Raw genomic sequence first — 21,506 nt, forward strand, 5'->3', positions numbered from 1 at the left:
ACGAATCCGTAGACGAACAATCGATCCTGTCTTCGAACGGGAGCGCGAATTCTCGCACCCAACTCGATCCAACCCAAACGTCAAAGTCTAGCGTGCCCTCCAACGGTCCAATCATCGACGTATCCGGTGTCAATTACACCCTGGAAGTCGCATCACGCCCCCTTCACATTCTCAGGAACGTGTCGATGCGGGTCCAGCCGGCCGAAGTAGTGGCCATTGTCGGCCCCTCGGGCAGCGGCAAGACCTCGCTGCTGATGCTGCTGGCCGGGCTGGAGCGGCCGACCTCCGGGCGCATCGAGATCGCCGGGCAGGACCTGGGCAAGCTCACCGAGGACGGCCTCGCGCTCTTCCGGCGCAATAACCTCGGCATCGTGTTCCAGAGCTTCCACCTCATTCCTTCGCTGACAGCGCTCGACAATGTGAGCCTGGCGCTCGGCATCGCCTCGCCAGAGCTCTCGCTCAAGCAGGCGCGCGCAGCGGCGGAGGCGGCGCTGACCTCGGTGGGGCTGGGTAACCGCGTCCACCACCGCCCCAGCGCGCTTTCCGGCGGCGAGCAGCAGCGCGTGGGCCTCGCCCGCGCCATGATCGCCAATCCGCGCCTGTTGCTGGCGGACGAGCCGACCGGCAACCTCGACCAGAAGACCGGCAGCCTCGTCATCGACGTGATGTTCGACATTGCGCGCAAGAAGCATACGGCCGTGGTGCTTATCACCCACGATCCGTCGCTGGCCGCGCGCGCCGACCGCGTCTTCACCATGACGCAGGGCGAACTGGTGGAAACGACCGCCAGCAAGGAAGCCTGATTCATGCGTGGTTTCTGGGCGGCAATCTATCTGAGCCTCCTCGACATGCGCGGAGACCTGCGGCGGTTCAGCCTGGTGCTGATCTGCCTGGCGGTCGGCACCGCGCTCATCGCGGGCGTCAACTCGGTGGGCCAGAGCATCAGCCAGGCGGTCAATCGCGACGCGGCCCTGCTCATGGGCGGGGATATCGAAGCCTCGCGCGCCGACCGGCCGGCTTCGGCGGCAGAGCTCGAGGCCATCGCAAAGTTCGGGGCGAATGCGCGCGTGGTCGATACCAATATCGGCGCGCAGGCGAACGGCTCGGATGCGTTCGTGGACCTCGTGGCGGTAGGGCCGACCTATCCGCTGATGGGCAACGTTTCCAGCCCGCAACTGCCGGCCGACCAGAAGCCCTTCGAGTTCCTGGGCGAGCACGACGGCAATTTCGGCGCGCTGGTGAGCGGCATGATGCTCAGCCAGCTCGGGATTTCGGTGGGCGACACGATCGACCTGGGCGGCACGACGTTCGAGGTGCGCGGCGTGCTGGGCGACATTCCGGACATGAATGCGCGCGGGCTGCGGCTCGGGCTGCCGGCCATGGTTTCGACCGACGGCCTGGCGGTGATATCGGACCGCACCTCGCCCCTGCCCGGCCTCGGCACGTTCTTCCGCTACAAGGTGCTTCTTGACGGGCATAACCCCGAGGAAGCGCGCGGCACATTGGCGGCGGCGCTGCCCGATGGCGGCTGGACGATCCGCACGGCAGCTGACGGCCTGGGGCCGATGGTGCGCTATTACGACCTCTTCATGCGCTTCCTGATCGTCACCGGCCTTGCTTCGCTGCTGATCGGTGGGGTGAGCGTGGGCACCGGCATTTCGAGCTATGTGTCCGAGCGCACGGGTATCATCGCGGTGTTCCGCAGCATCGGCGCCGATCATGGGCGCGTGCTGCTGCATTTCTTCACCCAAGTCGCGATGGTGGCGATCGTCGGCATCGGACTGGGCGTGCTCATCGGCTCGGCCATCACGCTGCTGATCCTGCCGACGGTGGGGACCGCGATTGGGGTAGACCTGGCGCCGGTGGTGCATGTCGAGCCGCTGCTTGTGGCTTCCGGTATCGGGCTGCTGGTGGTGTTCGCCTTCTCGTACCTGCCGCTGCAACGCGTGCAATATATCAGCCCGGCGCAGCTTTTCCGCTCCAACGGGCTGGCGGCGGCGCCGTTCAACTGGCGGATGCTGACCGATATTCCGCGCATGCTGCCGCTGGCCATCGCGGCCGTGGCGCTGCTGTGGCTGGCCAATGTCATGGTGCATGACACTCGGCTCATCGCCATCTTCGCGCTGGCCTGCATCGTTTCGGCGGCGATCTTCGTGGGCGCGGTGTCGTTCGCGCAATGGTTGCTGCCGCGCCTGCCCGAACCCGAGAATCGCGTGCTACGGCAGGCGATCTGGGCGATCTCAGGGGCGCGCTCGATCACCTCGTCGGTGATCGTGGCGGTGGGCATGACTCTGGCCATGCTGGTGGTGGTGCTGGTGCTGCAGGTGAACCTGCGCAACGAGTTCCTGGGCGCCTCGGTGTTCGACGCACCAACGTTCGTCGCGACCGACCTCTTCGAGGATGAGCTCGATGCCCTGGTCGCGGTGCAGAAGGAGCAGCCGACCATCTCGGCCGTGACCGCGACGCCGATGCTGCGCGGATCGCTGACGGCGATCAACGGCAAGCCGATCGCAAGCGGACAGACGCGCGGGCCGGAAGCCTCGTTCCTGCTTTCGGGCGACGTGCCGCTGACCTACCGGGCGGAAATGCCGGCGACCTCAAAGCTCGTCGATGGGCAATGGTGGCAGGCGGACTATCAGGGCTCGCCGCTGGTGTCGCTGCACCAGAGCCTGCGGGCCGGGCTGGGGGTCAATATCGGGGACGAGCTGACCTTCACCATTTTCGGCGAGCCCATCGTCGCCAAGATCGCGAGCTTCCGCGACTATGCGTGGCAGGGTGGCATCGAGTTCCTGGCAACGTTCTCGCCCGGCTCGATCTCGGATTTCCCGGCAACGCTCTTCGCAACCATCACGGCGACGCCGGGCAATGAAGACAATGTCGGGCACCTGATTTCCGAAAAGCTGCCGGATGTGCGCTTCATCGCCATCGGCAAGACGCTGGGCCAGATCACGACGGCGCTCAGCCAGCTCTCGCTGGCAGCGGGGCTGGTGGGAGGCTTGGCCGCAGGCAACGGGCTTCTGGTCGTCATCGGAAGCCTCGCCGCCGGACGGCGGCAGCGCGAGATGGAGGCCGTGATCAAGACGGTGATCGGCGAGCGCCGAGCCGAGGTTACGGCCACGACGCTGGTGCAGTATTTCCTGCTGGCACTGATCGCCGCCGTGCTGGCAACGCCGCTCGGCATCGCGCTGGCCTGGGTGCTCTCGCAATTGCTGGTTGATGTGGGCTTCTCGTTCAACGGCCCGGTGCTGTTCTACGTGAATCTGGGCGCGGTGCTGCTGCTCGCCGTAGTGGGCGCCGCAACGACTTGGCGCGTGGTTTCACAGAGGCCGGCGCGGTTCCTGCGCGAGGTGAATTGAGGGGGCTTGCCCCCTCTACTCACTCCCCCAGCGCGGGTCGGACCCAGCACGCACTCCGCGCTGGCGGGGATATCCTTCCCCTAGAGCCCCTTTGCCTTTTCGTACCATGCTTGCGCGGCCGCGCTCACCTCGCCGCGCATGGTTTCGATGTCGAGGGCCAAAAGGTCAAAGCTCGGATAGTGCGTCAGGCCCGCGAGGAGTTCGCGGAAGGCGCCGGTCCAGGCCTCTTCCTTGAAGGGGTCCATGAGGGCGGCACTCATGGCCTGGAGGATCATGCCGTAGAGGTCGAGGATTTCGACCAAGCGGGCGCCTTCGGGCACGAGGCCGGTTTCACCGAGCCGGGCGAGGACTTCCTTGGTAGGAGCCTGCGGGCGGGCAATGGTCGGGCCGGCGACGAGCTGGGCGGATTGGGCGATGAATTCGAGATCGACGAGGCCGCCCGACGCTAGCTTGAGGTCGAATGCGTGGCGGGGCTTGCGCTCGCGGGCCATGAGGGCGCGCATCGAGACGACATCATCGATGATCTTGGCGTGGTCACGCGGGGCGCCAAGGATTTCGGCGATGGTCGCCTCGACACTGGCGGCCATATCGCCATCGCCGACAATGACGCGGGCGCGGCTCAGCGCCAGGTGCTCCCAGGTCCAGGCCTCTTCCATCTGGTAGCGGCGAAAGCCATTGAGGCCGGTGGCCAGCGGGCCGGCATTGCCCGAGGGACGCAGGCGCATGTCGGCTTCGTAGAGTACGCCTTCGGAGGTGGGGGCCGTTACGGCGGCGACGAGGCGCTGGGTGAGGCGGGTGAAGTAATGGCTGGTGGCCAGGGGCTTTTCGCCGTTGCTCTCCTCGGCGTCGCCCGAGACGTCGTAGAGCATGATGAAATCGAGGTCGGAGGTGACCGTCATCTCGCGGCTGGCCATCTTGCCGAAGCCGAGGAGCGCGGTGCGAGCGCCGGGTACGATGCCGTGGCGCTTTTCGAACTCGATGCGGACGGCCGCGAAGAGCCGCTGCAGCAGGGTTTCGGCAAGGGTGGTGAACTGCTCGCCGGCGCGGGCGGCGGTGACGTTGCCGGAAAGCAGGCCCGCCGAGATCAGGAATTTCTGCTCCTGCCCGATGATGCGGGCGCGGTCGATCACCTCTTCATAGCCCCTGCCCTCGCCCAGGAAGGCATCGACCTTCGAGACCAGTGCCCGGCGGCGGGAGACCTCGTTGGCGAAGGCCGGGTCGATGAGCCCATCCATGACGTGGGCACGGTGGATCACGGCCTCGGCCATGCGCGGCGCCGATGCCATGAAGGCGACCAGCAGGGTGCGCAGTTGCTCGTAGTTGCGCAGCAGCGAAAAGAGCTGCACGCCCGACGGCAGGCGCGAGAGGAAGTTGTCGAAGCGGGCCAGCGCCTCATCGGCGTTGCCGGCGCCGGCAATGGTGCGCAGGAGCGCAGGTAGTAGCTCGGTGAGATGGGCGCGGGCGGCGGCGGCGCGAGTGGCGCCATAGCCGCCATAATGCCATTTGCGGACGGTCTGCGAGGCCTTCGCCGGGTCCTTGAAGCCGAGGGCGGCGAGGGTTTCGAGCGTGCCCGGATCGTCGTCGCTGCCGGTGAAGACGAGGTTGCCCTCGCCGGTGCCCAGCGTTTCGCCTTCGGTGAAGAGCTCGCCGTAATAGCCGACGACGAGATTGAGCGCGGCGCGATAGCGCGCTTCGAAGGCGGCGAGGTCGGCATCGCCCATGAGGCGCGCGATGACGGCAAGGCCTTCGGTGGTCTCGGGCATCATCTGGGTCTGCTCGTCGCGCAGCATCTGCAGGCGGTTTTCGACGGCGCGCAGGAACCAGTAGGTGCCGGTGAGATCGGAGGCGGTCGCCTCGGAGATCCAGCCGGCGGCCGCGAGGGCAGCCAGGGCCTGCGCGGTCGGGCGAACGCGCAGGGTCTTGTCGCGACCGCCGGCAATGAGCTGCTGGGTCTGGGTGAAGAACTCGATCTCGCGGATGCCGCCGCGGCCGAGCTTGACGTTGTGACCCTCGACCCGCACGTCGCCGACATTCTTGGAGATGTTGATCTGGCGCTTCATCGCCTGGATATCGGCGATGGTCGCGAAATCGAGATGCTTGCGCCAGACATAGGGCGCCATTTCCTTGAGAAAGCCTTCGCCGGCCGCGATATCGCCGGCGCAGGGGCGCGCCTTGATCCAGGCGGCACGCTCCCAGTTCTGGCCGCGGACTTCGTAATAGGCGATGGCGGCGTCGAAGGAGATAGCAACAGGCGTCGAGCCGGGGTCGGGGCGCAGGCGCAGGTCGGTACGGAAGACGTAGCCGTGGGCGGTGCGATCCTGCATCAATGCGACAAGACCGCGGACGATGCGGGAATAGAACTTGGTCGCTTCCATCGGATCGGCGAGGACGCCCTTCATCGGATCGAAGAAGGCGACGATGTCGATATCGGAAGAATAGTTGAGCTCGCGGCCGCCATGCTTGCCGAGCGCGAAAAGGGCGAGGCCGGAACCGGCGGCGCTGACATCGGCGCCGGGGACGAGGTCGCCCTTGTCGGCGGCCTTGCGCATGAGGAAATCGAGCGAGGCATCGAGGGCGGCGTCGGCGAGATCGGAAAGCGCCGCGGTCGATTGCGCGGTGGTCCAGGCGCCGCCGACTTCGGCGACGGCGGCAAGCAGCGCGATGCGGCCCTTGGCCTGGCGCAGGGCGGGCGCGATCTCCTCTTCGGTGGCGGCAATCTTGCCGGCTTCACGGATTTCGGCCAGCTCGATGCGCAGGGCGCTGTCGGGGTCGGTTTCGAGGAAGGCGGCGAGCCAGGGGGCGTGGAGCCGGGCGAGATCGAAGAGATAGGGCGCTTCGGCGAAGAGGTTGGCGAGCGTCGGCGCGCTGGCCTCGACGGGTGCGCGCACCCGTGGATCGAGGGTAGCGAGCCAATCGGTGAAAGCGGCGTGGGGGACGGACGGCAGCGGGGCGAGAGCGAGCGACATGGCACAGGGATAGCTGGTGGCGCTGGGGGCGGCAAGGTGAGGTGGTGGTGGGATCGGTTGTTGCGCAGCATGTTCGCCACTGGCTCTGTTGTGGCTTCGCCTGGTTCGCTCCTCACCCGCTGCGCTTTCCTCACCCACTGCGCTTTCCCTCATCCGCGGCGCTTTCCTCACCACTGCGCCTCTTCCCCCACCCCTTACTTCCCCGGCCGTAGAGCCGGGGTCCACGGATGGCGCCACTCGGTGGAGGGGTGCAATAGGCCCCGGGTCTTCGCCCGGGGAAGTAAGGGGTGGGGATGGTGAAGTGTGGAGGAGAGGCGGAGGTGTAGGTATAGGGAGGTAGGGGCAGAGGCAAAAGCCGAAGCAGAGAGAGCGGAGCCGCCTCCGCCGATAAACGCCCTACCCCGCTGACCCCGGCAGATCGATCACGGCACGGACGCCCGGGGCATTGTCCTCCAGACGGAATTCGCCCTTGTGCAGGCGAGCGACTGCCGCGACGAGGGAGAGGCCGAGGCCGGAGCCGGGTTCGGTGCGGCTTTGTTCTAGGCGGACGAAGCGTTCGATGACGCGGGCGCGGTCTTCGGCGGGGATGCCGGGGCCGTTGTCGGCGACTTCGATCAGCACGCGGCCGCCGACCTGGCGGGCGGTGACGGTGATGATGCCGGGCCGGCCATCGCAGCCCTTGTAGTATTTGATGGCGTTGTCGACGAGGTTGACCAAGGCCTGGCCGATGAGCTCGCGGTTGGCGCGCAGACGGATGCCGGGAGCCACTTCGCTGCGCAGTTCCATGCCTTCCTCTTCGGCCACCGGAGCGTAGAGTTCGGCGACATCGGCGGCGATGGCGCTGACATCGACATCGGCGAAGGCGCCGGACGGCGCGCCGGCTTCGGCCCGGGCGATCATGAGCAGCGCGTTGAAGGTGCGGATGAGCTTGTCGCTCTCCGAAATGGTGGTTTCGAGCGCCATGCGACGCGCATCCTCGTCGGCGCTTTCGCGCAGCGCGGACTCGGCCTGGTTGCGCAGGCGTGTCAGCGGGGTCTTGAGGTCGTGGGCGACGTTGTCGGTGACTTCCTTGAGGCCCTGCATCAATTGCTCGATGCGGTCGAGCATGGCGTTGAGGCTGGTGGCGAGGCCATCGAACTCGTCATTGCGCTGGGTGATCGGAATGCGCTCGGACATGTTGCCCGACATGATCTTGTTGGCGGTCATGTTGATGGCATCGATGCGCACGAGAACGCGCCGGGCATTGACGAGACCGGCGATGATCGAGAGCAGCACGATGCCGCCCGCGCCGAACAGGAAGCTCTGGAGGATGATGGCGGTGAAGCCGCGCCGCTCATAGACGTCACGACCGACGACGAGGTGCAGGCCGCTCGGCAGGAGGACCGAGCGCACCATGGCATTGCCCTGCGGGGGCGGTGGGTCGGCGGCGTCGACGGCATCGGGATCGGCGGGGCGCGGGCGGTCGTAGTTGAAGGTATAGGAGCCCGGATCGGTGAGGACCTCGGGCGGGAGCGAGCTCACATTGCCGACGATGAGCTGGCCGGTAGGATCGCCGATGAAATAGATGCCCGGACCGGGCTGGCGCGACAGGCGCTCGACCGCAATGATCGAGGCGCGAAAACCCTGCCGGTCATCGATCTTGGTGATCTGACGAATTTCGCGGTCGATGTCGGCCGCCTGCTGGCGCTGGATCTGGATGCTGGACTGGTAGGAAATCACCGCCAGCAGCAGGACGGAGAAGGCCACGAAGATCAGGACGAAGATCGCGGTCAACCGGACTGTAGTGGTACGCCAGAGCTGGGAAAAGCTAGTCACGGATCATGTAACCGGCGCCCCTGATCGTCTGCAGCAGGGAGGTGGCATGACCCTTGTCTATCTTGGAGCGCAGGCGCGACATATGCACATCGATGACGTTGGTCTGGGGGTCGAAGTGGTAGTCCCAGACATTTTCCAGCAACATCGTGCGGGTCACGACCTTGCCGGCATTCTTCATGAGATATTCGAGCAGGCGGAATTCGCGCGGCTGGAGGACGATGACCTCCCCGGCGCGCTCCACCTTGCGCGAGAGGCGGTCGAGCGACAGATCGCCAACCTGGAAATTGGTGGCCGCTTCGGACGGGCTCGAGCGGCGGGCCAGCACTTCGACGCGGGCGAGAAGCTCGGTGAAGGCATAGGGCTTGGTGAGATAGTCGTCGCCGCCGGCGCGCAGGCCCGTGACGCGGTCGTCCACGTCGCCCAGAGCGGAAAGGATGAGAACGGGCGTCTTGTCGTCCTCGGCGCGCAGGGATTCCACGATCGAGAGTCCGTCGCGGCGCGGCAGCATGCGGTCGACGATGAGTACATCGTAGTCCATGCCGGATGCCATGGCGTATCCAGTTTCGCCATCGGTGGCGTGGTGGGTTACGTGCCCGGCTTCGTCCAATGCCTGGATCAGGTAGCTGGCAGCTTCCCGGTCGTCTTCAATCAGCAGAATTTTCATGGGCGTAGCCCCGTCAGGATTGGGATGCGACCGATATAGGCATGGCTGGCCCCGGAGAGAAGAACTCCGGGGCCAGCTTTTCTAGCAATTATAACTACTTGCTGGCTTCGAGCGGAAGGCCGATGTAGCGGATATTGCCGTCGCGGCTGGCCTTGACGAGGGCAGTGCCGAGACCGCGGTCCTTGACGCCCTGGATGGCCTTTTCGAACTCATCGACGTTGGCCACCTTCTTGTTGTCGACCTCGAGGATGAGGTCACCAACGGTGAAGCCCTTGTCCGCAGCGATGCTGTCCTGGTTGACGTCCTGGATCAGGAGGCCTTCGCCGCCGGCATTGGGCACCAGGGTGATGCCGACGCTAGAGGGCTTGGGAGCCTCGGGCTGGGCCGGCTGCTGTTGCTGCTGCTGCTCGTCGCCCTGGGCCGCCTGGTCCTTGAGGGTATCGAGGGTGACGGTGACCTTCTCTTCCTTGCCATTGCGCCACAGGGTCAGCTCGACCTTGGTCTCGGGGGCCTTGTTGGCAATGGTGCGCGAGAGGGCTAGGGCATTGTCGATCGGGGTGCCGTCGACGGCGGTGATGATGTCACCGGAATTGATGCCGGCCTTCTGAGCAGGACCACCTTCGCTCGGCTGGGTCACGAGAGCGCCCTTGGCGGTCTTGAGGCCGACGCTGTTGGCGATGTCATGGGTCACGTCCTGGATCTGGACGCCCAGGAAGCCGCGGGTGACGGTGCCCTTGTCGATGAGCTGCTGCACGATCGGCTTGATGGTGGAAGCGGGGATCGCGAAGGCGATACCGACATTGCCGCCATTGGGCGAGAAGATCGCGGTGTTCATGCCGGCAACCTTGCCCGAAGTATCGAAGGTCGGGCCACCGGAGTTACCGGTGTTCACGGCCGCGTCGATCTGCAGGAAATCGCCGTAGGAGGAGCCGCCAATGTCACGGCCACGGGCCGAGACGATACCGGCCGTCACGGTGCCACCGAGGCCGAACGGATTGCCGACGGCGACGACCCAGTCACCGACGCGGATGGTGTCTTCGGCGAACTGCACGAACGGCAGGTCCTTGCCTTCGACCTTGACCACGGCAACGTCGGTCTTCTCGTCTGTGCCGATCACCTTGGCGGACATCTCGTCGCCGTTGTCGAAGACGACGGTGACCTTGTCGGCATTTTTCACGACGTGGTTGTTGGTGACGATGTAGCCGTCAGCGGAGATGACGAAGCCCGAGCCGGCGGCCTGGTACTTGCGCGGAGCCTGCGGGTTGGAATCGCCGAACTGGTTGCCGAACTGATCAAAGAAGCGCTTGAGCGGATGATCGTCGGGGAGGTCGGGAATCTGGAACTGGAAGTTGCGACCACCGCCACGGAGCGAGGTGGTTTCCTGGCCTTCGACCTGGATGGAGACCACCGCAGGCTTCACGGCAGCCACGAGATCGGCAAAGCTCGGGGCGGCAATGGTGGGCGCGGAGATCTGGGCATTTGCCGTCTGAGCGGTCGCCACATAAGTGGAAACGCCACCCAGACCGACGATGATGGCAAGGGCCGACGCCCCTACCCAACGACGTGTACGGGAATAGAATGTCGAGCGCATTTCTGATGTTCTCCTAACGGCTCCCCAACAGAGTGGTTAGGTTATGGGCCACCCGATATTTCCGGCATGTTTCATCCGCATTACAAGTTGGTAAGTCTCGGGGCAGAAATTGGAAAGGTTCGCGACAGGAACTGGCAGGGTCCTAAGGACCGGCCGCCTATTCCCTTTCGAGCCTGTCGAGCGCGGCCTGCTCTTCGGCCGTGATTCCGGTCGGGGCGGCCGGGCGACGGCGGCGAACGCCGATGAAGACGGCGACAATGCCGGCGATCAGCAGAATCGGCGCGGCGATCCAGAGGACCAGCGTGTGCAGCGCAAAGACGGGCTGGAGCAGCACGAATTCGCCGTAGCGGGCCACCAGGTACTCGCGCACCTGATCGTCGGTATCGCCGGCTACCAGGCGCTCGCGCACGATGATGCGCAGGTCGCGCGCGAGATCGGCATTGCTGTCCTCGATCGACTGATTCTGGCAGACGAGGCAGCGCAGGCCCGATGAGATGTCGCGCGCCCGCGCCTCAAGCACGGGATCGCTGAGGATCTCGTTGGGATTGAGCGCCATTGCCGCCGTGGTCATGGCGAGCAACAGGGCCAGGAGCGCGACGAAACGCTTCATTCGGCGGCCCCTGCCACGGTCGAGCGGCGCGGCTTGGGTGCACCGACGCGCAGGCGCCGGTCGCTGAGCGAAACGAAGCCGGCGCCGGCCATGATGAGGCAGCCCAGCCAGATGAACGTCACGAAAGGTTTGTACCAGACGCGCACGACATGGCGGCCATTGGCCTCGTCCTCGCCAAGCTGCAGATAGAGCTGGGAGAAGCCGTAGGTCTGGATGGCGGCCTCGGTGGTCGGCTCGCCGCTGGCGACATAGTAGCGGCGCTCGGCGACGGCCTGGCGCGTGCCACCGCCCGGAGCGGTGATGACGAACTCGCCGTGGTCGGCCTTGTAGTTCGGGCCGGGCACATCTTCATCGAGCCGGTCGAGGCGGATCTGGTAGCCATCGAGCGTGATGGTCTCGCCTGCTCCGACCGTGGTGATGAGTTCGCTCTGCCAGGCGGTGGTGACGACGATGCCTATGACGGTGAGGCCAAGGCCGAAATGGCCGAGCGCGGTCGAGAAGGCCGTGCGTGGCAGGCCCTTGAGGCGCCGCCAGCTCTCGCCCAGCGGGATGCGGCCGAGCTTGGAGCGGTCAACCAGCTCGGCGATGGCGCCGAACATGACCCAGAAGCCGAGAAGCAGGCCCAGCGGCGCCAGCGAGATATGCGCGCCGCTCAGCATGAAGATGACGATGACCACCAGCAGCGCCAGCGCCGCGGCACCGGCGAGGCGCTGCGTGACGGCAATGAGGTCGCCGCGCTTCCAGGCGAGGAAGGGGCCGAAGGGCACGAGGATGAGGAGCGGCACCATGAGCGTGCCGAAGGTGAGATTGAAGAAGGGCTCACCTACCGAGATCGTGCGGCCCGTGAGGGCATCGAGCACCAGCGGATAGAGCGTGCCGACCAGCACGGCGCCGAGGCCCGTGGCGAGGAAGAGGTTGTTGAGGACCAGCGAGCCTTCCTTGGAGATCGGCGAGAAGAGGCCGCCCTGCCGCAGGGACGAGGCGCGCATGGCAAAGAGCGTGAACGCGCCGCCGATAAAGGCGGCCAGCAGCGACAGGATGACCATGCCGCGCGTGGGATCGGACGCGAAGGAGTGGACCGAGGTCAGGACGCCCGAACGCACGAGGAAGGTGCCCAGGAGCGAGAAGGAGAAGGTCATGATGGAGAGGAAGATCGTCCAGACCTTGAGCGCGTTGCGCTTTTCCATCACGAGGGCAGAATGCAGCAGCGCGGTGCCGGCGAGCCAGGGCATGAAGCTGGCATTTTCCACCGGATCCCAGAACCACCAGCCGCCCCAGCCGAGTTCGTAATAGGCCCAGTAGGAGCCCATGGCGATGCCGAGCGTCAGGAAGGTCCAGGACAGCATGGTCCAGGGACGAACCCAGCGCGCCCAGGCGGCGTCGATGCGGCCGGTGATGAGCGCGGCGATGGCGAAGGAGAAGCAGATCGAGAAGCCGACATAGCCCGTGTAGAGCAGCGGCGGATGCACGGCGAGCCCGAAATCCTGAAGGATCGGATTGAGGTCGCGGCCCTCGAACGGCGCCGGATCGAGGCGCGCAAAGGCATTGGAGGTGAAGAGCGCGAAGCCGGTAAAGGCGGCAACCAGCAGGCTTTGCGTGGCCAGCACGAGGTTAAGAAGGTCGTTGGGAAGCCGACGCCCGAACATCGCTACGGCCGCGCCGAATGCGACGAGGATCAGGATCCAGAGGACGACCGAGCCCTCGTGGTTACCCCAGACGCTGGTGACCTTGTAGAGCAGCGGCTGGAGAGAATGGGAATTGTTGTAGGCGAGAAGCAGCGAGAAGTCCGAGGTCACGAAGGCCTGGATCAGCGCGGCGAAGCTGGCCGCCACGAGCAGGAACTGCAGGACCGCCGCCTGTCGCACGAAGAGCGTGATCCGCCCTTCGCTGCGCCAATAGGCATAGCCCATCACTGCCGAGCCACAGGCGATGGCGAAGGCGAGGATGAGCGCGAAGTGACCGAGCTCTATGGACATGGATCAGCCTCCGGCCAGGGCCTTGAGCGAACCGGCCGGATCATCCGGCTTCCATTCGCCGCGGCGCTTCAGGTCATCAACGATTTCCTTGGGAATGTAGTTCTCGTCGTGCTTGGCCATGATGTTGGAGGCCGTGAACGTGCCGGCATTGCCGAGCGCGCCTTCAGCCACCACGCCCTGCCCTTCGCGGAAGAGATCGGGGAGGATGCCGACATAGGTGACCGGCATTTCGCTCTTGCCGTCGGTGATGACGAAGGCATTGTCCTGGCCGCTCTTGTGCCAGGTGCCGACCTTGACGAGGCCGCCCAGGCGCACCGGCGTGCCCGCCGCGACGGCCTTGGCCTGCATTTCGGACGGCGTGTAGAAGAAGACGATCTGGTCGCGCAGGGCCACAAGCACCAGCGTCGTCGCCAGGCCGAGCACGATGGCAAGGCCGGCGATGATGGAGATGCGCTTCTGTTTGCGGGTCATGGCCATGGCTATTTCAGTCCTCCCTGCGCGGCGGTTGCGTCAAGTTCCGTTCGCTGGGCAGCGTCGGGATAAGCCGCCTTGGCGGCGTCGTAGGCGGCCTGCGCGGCATCGGTCTGGCCGAGCACGAGGCGAGACCGCACGAGGCGCGTCCATTCCTCGATCGTACCACCATTGGCGAGCAAGCGATCGGAAAGTCCTTCGACCATGCTCTTGATCGTATCATCGGTCATGGCGTCGCCGGTAGCGGCCTCGGGCGCGACCGCCGGCTTGCCGTCGACGCCGTTCTGCGCGGCGGCGAGGCCTTCCTTGGCGGCGGCGATCCAGGGCTCGTTGCCAGCAGCCATGCCGATCAGCTCATTCCACTGCGCGACGGCACCGGCATAGTCACCCGACTGGGTGGCGGCGCCGGCGAGGTAGAAGCGCGAGCGGACATGCTTGGGGTCGAGCTTGACGGCATTTTCGAGCAGGGCCTGCGCCTCGGGCGTCATTTCGCCCTTGCTGACCATGAGCATAGCTTCGGCGAGGTCGGTCTGGGTATCGGCGGTTGGAGGGGCCAGTTCGTTGACGTGGCGCAGGGCGGTCACGGCGTCCTCGTAGCGGCCCATCTGCATGTAGACGGGGGCGATGACGGTCCAGCCGCGCACATCGTCCGGGGTCTTTTCGAGCTGTGCTTCGATGCGCTTGACCGCGTCGTTGACGTCGATCCGCTCCTCGAGCGGGCGCTCGCGGGTGGCAAGCGGCTGGCCGGGAAGGCCCGGATTGCCGAGCAGGCCATAGCTGCCGAAGGCGATGATGGCGATGCCAAGCACGGCGAGCGGCGCCAGGATGGGGTTGCTGGTGACGCCTTTTTTGGCGCCATCCTCGCCCTGCAGGCGGATCAGCTCGCGCGCCAGTTCGGCGCGGGCGGCGGTGCCTTCGGCTTCGCCCAGGCGGCCGGCGGCAATATCGGCATTGATTTCAGCCAGTTGCAGCCGATAGTGCTCATCGGTAGCATTCGCCCCGGTGTCCATGCCGGCGCGGACGGTGCGACCGGCGGCGGCGAAGTAGAGGGCGGCGCACGCAATGGCGGTGATCGTGATGGCCAGTAACCAGAAAAGCATAAGCCCGGATTCGTCTCGGTCGGCGACGATGGCATCTATATGGCTATTTCAACCAGAAATGTACCCATACACTTTACCGTGTTGTGGACCGTTTGCCGCAGCTTTAGGCAGCTAGCCGCTCATGGAGACAGCAGCGTTCGATTTTGCGATCATCGGCGCCACTCCGTTGGCCCTGTTGCTGGCCGGATTTCTGGCCGAACGGCACAAGCGCAGCGTGTGTCTCGTCGCCGAATTCCATGACGATTACCGGTTGCCGCGCGGCTTCGATCTTTCGCTCGCGCCGCTGACGCGGCCCGAAACCTGGGCGCTGCTGGCGGCGTCAGAACCCGAAACCACCAAACTCGTCACCCGCGTCGCCGGCAAGGCTGCCTTTTCGCGGCTCGATCCCATGGTCGTTGCAGAATCGCCGGCAGGCGCCGATGCGCTCAGCCATGCGCGCCACATGGCGCTCGGCTTCGGGCACGAGGTGGAAGCGATTGCGGCGGGAGCCGGCCTACCGGAAGGTGCGACCGCCAACCGCTTCAGGGACGCCGTCTTTCTCCATCGCGGAGCGATGGCCAGGGGATTCGTGCCATGGCTGGAATCGTTCGGCGTCCGCCGCGTGCGAAGCGGCGAGTTCCAGGCCGAATTCATTGTTCTCGCCGACGACGAAGCCGTGCTGTCTCATGACAATGGTCTCATCAAGGCGGTCGCGGCTACCGGCATAGCAACCGCGCCCGCAGCAAAGCTGGCTGCGCCGTTCATGACGTTCCTCGATCGGGGTCTGTCCCTGCACCAGCTCGACAACCAGGGCGTCATCGCCGTGGCGCGGGGCGAGGTGGAAGAAGCCTCAGGTCAAGTCGGCGCGGCATTGCCTCAAGGCGCGCGGCTCGCCGGCCGGGCGGCATTCCCCCTGGCGGCGGCAATTGACGGTGCGCTGCTGCTCGGCCTGTCGCGGCCGGGTGTTTTCACCATTGCCGGGCTCGGCGCCACCGGCGCTTTCCTCGCGGCCCCGCTTGCCCGCTATCTGGCCGGCGCGGCCAGTGATGCCGAAGCGACCTGGATCGAGGCACGCTCGCCGCTGGCGGATCGCTCGCTCATCGTGGATGTGGTCGCATGAAAGGACAACCGAACCGTCTGCCAGATAGTGGAAGCCTCGCGGGCAGCCAGATCGACCGCGAGACGCCGCTGCAATTCACCGTCGACGGGCGCACAATTGTAGGTTTTGTCGGCGATACAGTGCTCTCGGCGTTGCTGGCGAGCGGCGTCGATACCGCCGGGACCCATAACGGCTATCCGCTGGCGCTCGGCGAGCGTTTTGCGCCATTCATCGCGCCGGCAGCACTTGCGCAGGAGGTCGGGCGGGCGCTGCCGATGCAGCGGACGCCGGCTCGCGATGGCGAGGAATTCGTCACGCTCGGCGCGCATTCTGCCGGTGGCCCGTTTGGCCTGTTCGGCGGCGCGCGCACCACGCTCGGTCATCGCTACGATGCCGGGATTTCGCGGATAGCACCCTGGCTCGACGGCGAAGCCGATGCGGTTCTCGAGGCCGAAATCGTGATCGTCGGCGGCGGCGTGGCCGGGCTCTCCGCTGCGGTCGCTGCCGGACAATCAGGCGGCAGCGTCATCCTCATCGAGCGGCGGCAGAGCCTTGGCGGCGATGCGCGGCTGTTCGGGTCGATCGAGGACGAGGAGCCGCCGGACACGATCGTTCCCCGCCTGACGACTGCGCTTTCGCACCTCGACAACGTGACGATTCTCACCCGGACCGAGGCGCTTTCGCTCGGGCATGACAGCGTCGAGGCGCATCAGGTGCTTGCCGGCGAGGATGGCATCTCATCGCGCCGTCTCAGGATCACGAGCCCCCGCATCATCCTTGCGTCCGGTGCTGCGGAGCGGCTGCCGGTGTTTTCGGGCAACCGCCTGCCTGGTGTCGTGGGTTTGGTCGAGGCCTTCGACCTGGCGGATCGCTTCGGGGTCTGGCCGGGGCGCAGCTCAGCCTTCAACACCGCAACCAGCCCAGCCTATCGCCTCGCCATGCTGGCGCTCGACAATGGTCTTTCCGTCGCACGCATGAGCGATACGCGACTGGGGCCGCAATCGCGCTTCATCGAATACAGCAAGGCCTACGGCGTCCCGCTGTCATCTGGATTGGTGCCCGTCGGTGTGAACCTTCACCGGCAGGGCGGCCTTGAAATCACGCTGTCGCTGCAGATGGAGAATTATGCGCGTCCCGAACCGACCTTCACGGCCGGACGGTTCATCGTCTCTGGCGGCTGGCAGCCAGAGCTTGCGTTGTGGCTGTCCGCCGGTGGCGGTGCCGAATGGGCCGATGGGCGGCTTGTCGCGACAGGCTCGCTACCCGGCATTGCGCTCGCCGGGGCGGCGGCAGGCTATCGCAGTCTTTCCGGCTGCGCTCAGAGCGGCGCGGCGGCAGTAGCGGCGGTGTTCGGGCGCAGTGCCGTGCCCATTTTCGATATCGAGATCGATGCCCTCTACGAGTCGCCTGATGCGCCAGCCTTCGTCTCGCGACCGGAATCCGAGGAGGCGCCGGGTGCCTATCTCGATGCCAGCGAGAGCCTGGCCCAAAGCCCTGCCCTTCCTGCTCCGCGACGATTCTCGCTGTTCAACCGTCCGCGCGCCGAAAGCAGCCTCGCGCAATCCGCGCATCCGGTGACGCTGGGCGATCTGGCGGCAAGCATAGCGCTGGGGATCGTTCCGGAGGCCGAGGCTGGCGAAGTCGCGCGCGAGCGCTGCATCGTGCCCAGATTGCTGCCGCGGGCAGCAGTGCAGGCTGCGTCACAGGCTAACGGATGCCCTCCCCATCTCCACGGTCGCTTCGGACCATCACAGGCAGTGTGGCGGCTCGTGGCGGACGATCCGAGACATTTCGAGGCCGGGAACCAGCTCTATTCCAACACCGACGGCAGCGATCCGCTGACCGCCGTGGGGGTTATCCTGGGGCAGGATGGGGAGATCGGCGCGACGGCGCTCGTCGGGAACGGCGAGGCCAATGCACGGCTTATCCTGCGGGATCTGAGCCGCCAGGTGCCGGTGCGGCTGGTGGAGAAGGTGGGATAGTCTGCTTCGGTACGTGCGGCACACGCGTTCCCAAGGCGCCTACCCACCGTGCCCTCACCCGCCAGACGGCGTCCTTCGTCCCGCGGCATCCCGCGCACGGCGGAGCACGTCGGCATATTCCTGGTTGAAGCGCAGTTCGGCCATCTTGATGCCGGCCTCGAGCCGTTCGGCGGAAACCGCGTCGTTGGCGTTGGCCTTGATGGCTTCCAGGTTGCGGTTGATGTGGACTTCGAGCGCCTGGCCGACCTGGTTCCAGATCTGCTCGAAGGCCGCGTTGAGGGCCAGGGAGTCGCGGCATTCGCGGACGGTGGCGAGCAGGTAGATGCCGTTGATGGCCGAGAGCATGCGGTCGGCATCTACGCGGTCGCCGCTTTCGCGGCGGCGCATGGCCTGATTGAGGTCGGGCATGATCTCGCGCAGCTTGGGCTCGATCCGGCCGGAAACCGCCTTGGTGAGGCCAGCGAGCACCTGCGCCCAACGCCCGGTGCGGTTGATTTCGACATAGCCGTTGACCGCCCGCGCCAGCCGGTGGAAGCGATCGAGCGCGCGGCAGGTGAGGTCGATATCGGCGAAAGCGCCCATCGGCGAAAGGTGGAAAAGCTGGTTCTGCGCATGCGCCAGCAGCGCATCGACGAGCGGGGCGAAACCCGCGCGCGTCACGGCCGCCTCGGAGGGCGCACCGGCGATCCGCACGACGGCGGCCATGAGCTTGTTGGGATTGGCCACCTGCCCCACGGTCGCCTGCATGAGCAAAGCCATCGCCGCCTGGTCCTGCAGCGGCATGGCCTGCAGGGCGCCCATCAGGGCGTTTTCGTCGGTGGTGGCGTTAGTGGCACGGCCGAAGGCGCGCGCCTTTTCGAGGAGCGCGCGCTGGCGCAGGGCGTTGAGCGCCACGGGCAGGCGCTCATAGGTTTCGTCGCCGCCCAGTTGCAGGCGCAGGCGACGACCATCCTCAAAGCTGTCCTTGGAGATTTCGAGCACGTCGCGCACGCGGGTCATCAGCGCGGGCATCATCGCGTCGAACGCCGCCGCATCGGTGGCGTTCGGGCCGTCGAGCGTGATCATGTCGGGCGCGACGTCGCGCGTCATCCACGTCCAGATCCGGTCGGCATGTTCGCGCGGCAGCGCGCCGCCGAACAGGAATTCGGCCGGGTCTTCGACGATAATGGGATCGAGAATGCCAAGAAATGGCGATCCCTTCACCTTCTGGGTTCGGGAAGACTTGGCATCGTGTGCCGGCGCATCCTGGGCAGATCGCGTGCTGGCTTGGGACATGTTCGCGGGGTGGTTGAGAAACTAGGTCTCCACCCTACCCCGCGATGGTAAAGAAAAAATCCAATAGCCGGGCTTAACCGGCGACGGATGCCACCGACCAGGTGCCGTTGACTTCACGGCAGGCGGTGCCCTTGCGGACATAGGGCTTGCCGGCGACGGTCACGGTGTTGGTGAAGTCGCGGCAATCGAGATTGTTGACGCGCACATAGGGGCCGACGGTGATCGAGCCGCTCGAACCCGAACCGCTCCAGGTGCGCGGGGCGCCGGGACGGCCGAACTGCAGGGCGTAGAACTGGGCGCTCGAAGCGTCGGCGCGTTCCTTGGCGCTCATCATCGGCAGCACGGCAGGATCGACATAGGCATCGACCATCGTGGCGGTCTGGGCGGCAGCAACCTGCTGGGCCGGGCTCGGGCCGGTGAGGGCCGGGGCGGACACGACGGGAGCAGCGACGGTGTTGACCGGCTGGTTCACGGCGGTGCCGGTGCTCGAACAACCGGCCAGAGCCAGCAAACCAAGAAGCGGAAGGGCGCGAGAGAGCTTGTGCATGTTAGTCCCGTAAAGCCGATACAATGCCGCAATGCGGCAGAAGCGCATTCAGTTCCGCCCGGGCCGGGCAGCGGGGAGCCTCAACTCCGCTCGCAGGCCGCCGAGCTCTGATCGCCCCAATTGCAGTGAACCACCGTAGACGTCAACCAATTCCTTAACGATATCTAACCCAAGACCGCTTCCGGGCGTTTTTTCGTCGAGACGGACACCGCGGCGCAACACTTTGCTGGCCTCCTCGTCCGTCAGCCCGTTGCCATCGTCCTCGACCCGCACCACCAGCATGGGCGAAGCTTCGCGCCGGTCTGCGACGAGGCTCACGCGCACGTTTTTCGTGGCCCATTTGCAGGCATTGTCGAGCAGGTTGCCCGCCATTTCCTCGAGATCGCCCTCATCGCCCCGGAACCAGGGCAGCGAGGCATCGGGACGGCGGAATTCGACATTGCGGTCGGGGTGGAGCTTCTGCATCACGCGCGCCAGCCGCGACACGAGGATCGCGGCGTCGGCCTTCTTGCCGACGATGGCGGTGCGGGCGGCCAGCCGCGCGCGGTCGAGGTAGGTCGAGACGAGCTGGGTCATCTTGTCCGATTCCGAGAGCACGATGCGCGAGAGCCCATCCTTGGGCGCGGCATTGGCCTCATTGCGGAGGACGGCCAGCGGCGTCTTGAGCCCATGGGCAAGGTTGCCCACCTGGCTGCGTGCGCGCTCGATGATCTGGGCGTTGGAATTGAGCAGCTGGTTCACTTCGTCGGCGAGCGGGGCGATCTCGCGTGGGAACGTGCCGGTGACGCTTTCGCTCTCGCCCTCGCGCACGCGCTCGACGGCGGTGCGCAGCTGGTTGATCGGCCGGAGTGCGATGCGCGCGACCACGAAGCTCATGATGGCCAGCATCACGCCCACTGCGCCCAGCACGATCAACGCCTGACTGCGGAAATCGTCGACGAGCTGGAAGATCTCGTCGAGATTGCCCGTCACGAGGATGCGCAGCTTCTCGCCGTTGACCGAGACCTCGCGCTCGTTGACGCGGATTTCGGTGGCGAAATCGTCCTTGGTGGCGGCCGTGCGCTTGCTGGTGTCGTCGAACGGGGCCGAGATCACCGGCACTTTCATGCCGACTAATGAGGGGGAAAGGTTGAGCACCGTACCGTCGGGGTCGCGGATCGCCCAGTACCAGCCTGACGCGGGGCGATCGAAGCGCGGATCGCCGAGATCGATGGCGTCGCTGCGCGGATCGCCCGCTTCGAGAGTGCGGCCCACCAGCGTTTCGAGGTGGAAATCGAGCGTTTCGGAGAGCCCGGTGTCGAGCGCCTGCGAATAGAGGCCGGACAGCAGGAAGGCGGTTCCGGCCAATGCGACGATCAGCCAGATGCCGGAAATCAGGAAAAGCGAAGTCGCTATCGAGCGCTGCCGCATCGGCTAGTCGCCGACGATCTGGTAGCCCAGGCCGCGCACCGTCTGGATGACCTCATCGGGCAGCTTCTTGCGCAGCCGGCCAACGAAGACCTCGATCGTATTGGAATCGCGGTCGAAATCCTGGTCGTAGAGGTGCTCGGTGAGTTCGGTGCGCGAGATCACCTTGCCCTTGTGGTGCATGAGGTAGCTGAGGAGGCGCAGCTCGTGGCTGGTCAGCTTGATCGCCTGCCCCTCGACCGTCACCTTGCCCGAGCGCACGTCGAGCCGCACCGGTCCGGCCGTGATCTCGTTCGAAGCGTGCCCTGCGGCGCGGCGCACGAGCGCGCGCAGGCGCGCCAGCAATTCTTCCATATGGAAGGGTTTTGCCACGTAGTCGTCGGCGCCGGCATCGATGCCCTGCACCTTGTCGCTCCAGCGGTCGCGGGCAGTCAGCAGCAGCACCGGCATGGTCTTGCCGTCGCGGCGCCATTGCTCGAGGACGGAAAGCCCGTCCATCTGCGGCAGGCCGATATCGAGGACCACGGCATCATAGGGCTCGGTATCGCCCAGATAATGCCCCTCCTCGCCATCGAAGGCGACGTCGACGGCGTAGCCGGCATCGGTCAACGCGTCCTTGATCTGCCGATTGAGATTGGTGTCGTCTTCAACCACCAGAATGCGCATGA

At 65.9% G+C, this 21,506-nt stretch carries 16 protein-coding genes; 4 read left to right on the forward strand and 12 right to left on the reverse strand.

Going from position 1 to position 21,506, the window contains the following annotated elements; all coding sequences use genetic code 11:
- Positions 1-185 precede the first annotated feature (185 nt).
- Positions 186-803, forward strand: coding sequence for an ABC transporter ATP-binding protein (locus JNE37_RS01545; protein WP_246513463.1), 618 nt, complete (start codon positions 186-188; stop codon positions 801-803).
- 3 nt (positions 804-806) lie between these two features.
- Positions 807-3,356 (forward strand): ABC transporter permease, encoded by a 2,550-nt coding sequence (locus JNE37_RS01550; protein ID WP_203065098.1) that lies wholly within the window; start codon positions 807-809, stop codon positions 3,354-3,356.
- 80 nt (positions 3,357-3,436) lie between these two features.
- Here JNE37_RS01550 and JNE37_RS01555 read toward each other — a convergent pair whose 3' ends face one another.
- The 8 genes from JNE37_RS01555 to ccmI all read right to left on the reverse strand — a co-directional run bounded on the left by JNE37_RS01555 (position 3,437) and on the right by ccmI (position 14,549).
- Positions 3,437-6,322, reverse strand: a complete 2,886-nt coding sequence (locus JNE37_RS01555) for a bifunctional [glutamine synthetase] adenylyltransferase/[glutamine synthetase]-adenylyl-L-tyrosine phosphorylase (protein ID WP_203065099.1) — start codon at positions 6,320-6,322, stop codon at positions 3,437-3,439.
- A 396-nt stretch (positions 6,323-6,718) separates the two neighbouring features.
- Positions 6,719-8,137 carry a sensor histidine kinase gene (locus JNE37_RS01560; protein ID WP_035035168.1) on the reverse strand — a complete coding sequence of 473 codons (1,419 nt, stop codon included), beginning with the start codon at positions 8,135-8,137 and terminating at the stop codon, positions 6,719-6,721.
- Positions 8,130-8,801 carry a response regulator transcription factor gene (locus JNE37_RS01565; protein ID WP_035035170.1) on the reverse strand — a complete coding sequence of 224 codons (672 nt, stop codon included), beginning with the start codon at positions 8,799-8,801 and terminating at the stop codon, positions 8,130-8,132. The genes JNE37_RS01560 and JNE37_RS01565 overlap by 8 nt, the downstream gene beginning before the upstream one ends.
- Positions 8,802-8,895: 94 nt before the next feature.
- Positions 8,896-10,392, reverse strand: a complete 1,497-nt coding sequence (locus tag JNE37_RS01570; RefSeq protein ID WP_035035174.1) for a Do family serine endopeptidase — start codon at positions 10,390-10,392, stop codon at positions 8,896-8,898.
- A 157-nt stretch (positions 10,393-10,549) separates the two neighbouring features.
- Entirely contained in the window at positions 10,550-11,002 is a 453-nt protein-coding gene (locus JNE37_RS01575) for a cytochrome c-type biogenesis protein (protein ID WP_203065100.1), read from the reverse strand.
- The gene (locus JNE37_RS01580) at positions 10,999-12,978 is read right to left on the reverse strand and encodes a heme lyase CcmF/NrfE family subunit (protein ID WP_203065101.1); all 1,980 of its coding nucleotides are present in this window, start codon (positions 12,976-12,978) and stop codon (positions 10,999-11,001) included. Before JNE37_RS01580 ends, JNE37_RS01575 begins: the two co-directional genes overlap by 4 nt.
- A gap of 3 nt (positions 12,979-12,981) precedes the next feature.
- Positions 12,982-13,449 carry a cytochrome c maturation protein CcmE gene (ccmE, locus tag JNE37_RS01585; RefSeq protein ID WP_035095398.1) on the reverse strand — a complete coding sequence of 156 codons (468 nt, stop codon included), beginning with the start codon at positions 13,447-13,449 and terminating at the stop codon, positions 12,982-12,984.
- A gap of 8 nt (positions 13,450-13,457) precedes the next feature.
- Entirely contained in the window at positions 13,458-14,549 is a 1,092-nt protein-coding gene (gene ccmI / locus JNE37_RS01590; protein ID WP_182397817.1) for a c-type cytochrome biogenesis protein CcmI, read from the reverse strand.
- Between the two features lie 121 nt (positions 14,550-14,670).
- On the opposite strand from ccmI, the gene JNE37_RS01595 reads away from it, so the two are divergent.
- Positions 14,671-15,648 carry a hypothetical protein gene (locus JNE37_RS01595; RefSeq protein WP_203065102.1) on the forward strand — a complete coding sequence of 326 codons (978 nt, stop codon included), beginning with the start codon at positions 14,671-14,673 and terminating at the stop codon, positions 15,646-15,648.
- The gene (locus JNE37_RS01600) at positions 15,645-17,609 is read left to right on the forward strand and encodes an FAD-dependent oxidoreductase (protein ID WP_203065103.1); all 1,965 of its coding nucleotides are present in this window, start codon (positions 15,645-15,647) and stop codon (positions 17,607-17,609) included. The genes JNE37_RS01595 and JNE37_RS01600 overlap by 4 nt, the downstream gene beginning before the upstream one ends.
- A gap of 54 nt (positions 17,610-17,663) precedes the next feature.
- Here JNE37_RS01600 and JNE37_RS01605 read toward each other — a convergent pair whose 3' ends face one another.
- From JNE37_RS01605 to JNE37_RS01620, 4 genes are all read right to left on the reverse strand, one after another.
- Positions 17,664-18,812 (reverse strand): hypothetical protein, encoded by a 1,149-nt coding sequence (locus JNE37_RS01605; RefSeq protein WP_182397823.1) that lies wholly within the window; start codon positions 18,810-18,812, stop codon positions 17,664-17,666.
- A gap of 145 nt (positions 18,813-18,957) precedes the next feature.
- Entirely contained in the window at positions 18,958-19,431 is a 474-nt protein-coding gene (locus tag JNE37_RS01610; protein WP_052015508.1) for an RT0821/Lpp0805 family surface protein, read from the reverse strand.
- A gap of 48 nt (positions 19,432-19,479) precedes the next feature.
- Positions 19,480-20,841 (reverse strand): sensor histidine kinase, encoded by a 1,362-nt coding sequence (locus JNE37_RS01615; protein WP_035095324.1) that lies wholly within the window; start codon positions 20,839-20,841, stop codon positions 19,480-19,482.
- A gap of 3 nt (positions 20,842-20,844) precedes the next feature.
- Complete coding sequence (locus tag JNE37_RS01620; RefSeq protein ID WP_035035200.1) at positions 20,845-21,504, reverse strand: response regulator transcription factor; 660 nt, start codon at positions 21,502-21,504, stop codon at positions 20,845-20,847.
- Positions 21,505-21,506 lie beyond the last annotated feature (2 nt).

Source organism: Paradevosia shaoguanensis (assembly GCF_016801025.1).
GTDB lineage: Bacteria > Pseudomonadota > Alphaproteobacteria > Rhizobiales > Devosiaceae > Paradevosia > Paradevosia shaoguanensis.

Excerpts from the sequence above, each read along its gene's own strand:
- JNE37_RS01545 (WP_246513463.1), top strand. The coding sequence starts at position 186 with ATGCGGGTCCAGCCGGCCGAAGTAGTGGCCATTGTCGGCCCCTCGGGC.
- JNE37_RS01550 (WP_203065098.1), top strand. The coding sequence starts at position 807 with ATGCGTGGTTTCTGGGCGGCAATCTATCTGAGCCTCCTCGACATGCGC.
- JNE37_RS01555 (WP_203065099.1), bottom strand. The coding sequence starts at position 6,322 with ATGTCGCTCGCTCTCGCCCCGCTGCCGTCCGTCCCCCACGCCGCTTTC.
- JNE37_RS01565 (WP_035035170.1), bottom strand. The coding sequence starts at position 8,801 with ATGAAAATTCTGCTGATTGAAGACGACCGGGAAGCTGCCAGCTACCTG.
- JNE37_RS01570 (WP_035035174.1), bottom strand. The coding sequence starts at position 10,392 with ATGCGCTCGACATTCTATTCCCGTACACGTCGTTGGGTAGGGGCGTCG.
- JNE37_RS01575 (WP_203065100.1), bottom strand. The coding sequence starts at position 11,002 with ATGAAGCGTTTCGTCGCGCTCCTGGCCCTGTTGCTCGCCATGACCACG.
- JNE37_RS01580 (WP_203065101.1), bottom strand. The coding sequence starts at position 12,978 with ATGTCCATAGAGCTCGGTCACTTCGCGCTCATCCTCGCCTTCGCCATC.
- ccmE (WP_035095398.1), bottom strand. The coding sequence starts at position 13,449 with ATGACCCGCAAACAGAAGCGCATCTCCATCATCGCCGGCCTTGCCATC.
- ccmI (WP_182397817.1), bottom strand. The coding sequence starts at position 14,549 with ATGCTTTTCTGGTTACTGGCCATCACGATCACCGCCATTGCGTGCGCC.
- JNE37_RS01595 (WP_203065102.1), top strand. The coding sequence starts at position 14,671 with ATGGAGACAGCAGCGTTCGATTTTGCGATCATCGGCGCCACTCCGTTG.
- JNE37_RS01600 (WP_203065103.1), top strand. The coding sequence starts at position 15,645 with ATGAAAGGACAACCGAACCGTCTGCCAGATAGTGGAAGCCTCGCGGGC.
- JNE37_RS01610 (WP_052015508.1), bottom strand. The coding sequence starts at position 19,431 with ATGCACAAGCTCTCTCGCGCCCTTCCGCTTCTTGGTTTGCTGGCTCTG.
- JNE37_RS01615 (WP_035095324.1), bottom strand. The coding sequence starts at position 20,841 with ATGCGGCAGCGCTCGATAGCGACTTCGCTTTTCCTGATTTCCGGCATC.
- JNE37_RS01620 (WP_035035200.1), bottom strand. The coding sequence starts at position 21,504 with ATGCGCATTCTGGTGGTTGAAGACGACACCAATCTCAATCGGCAGATC.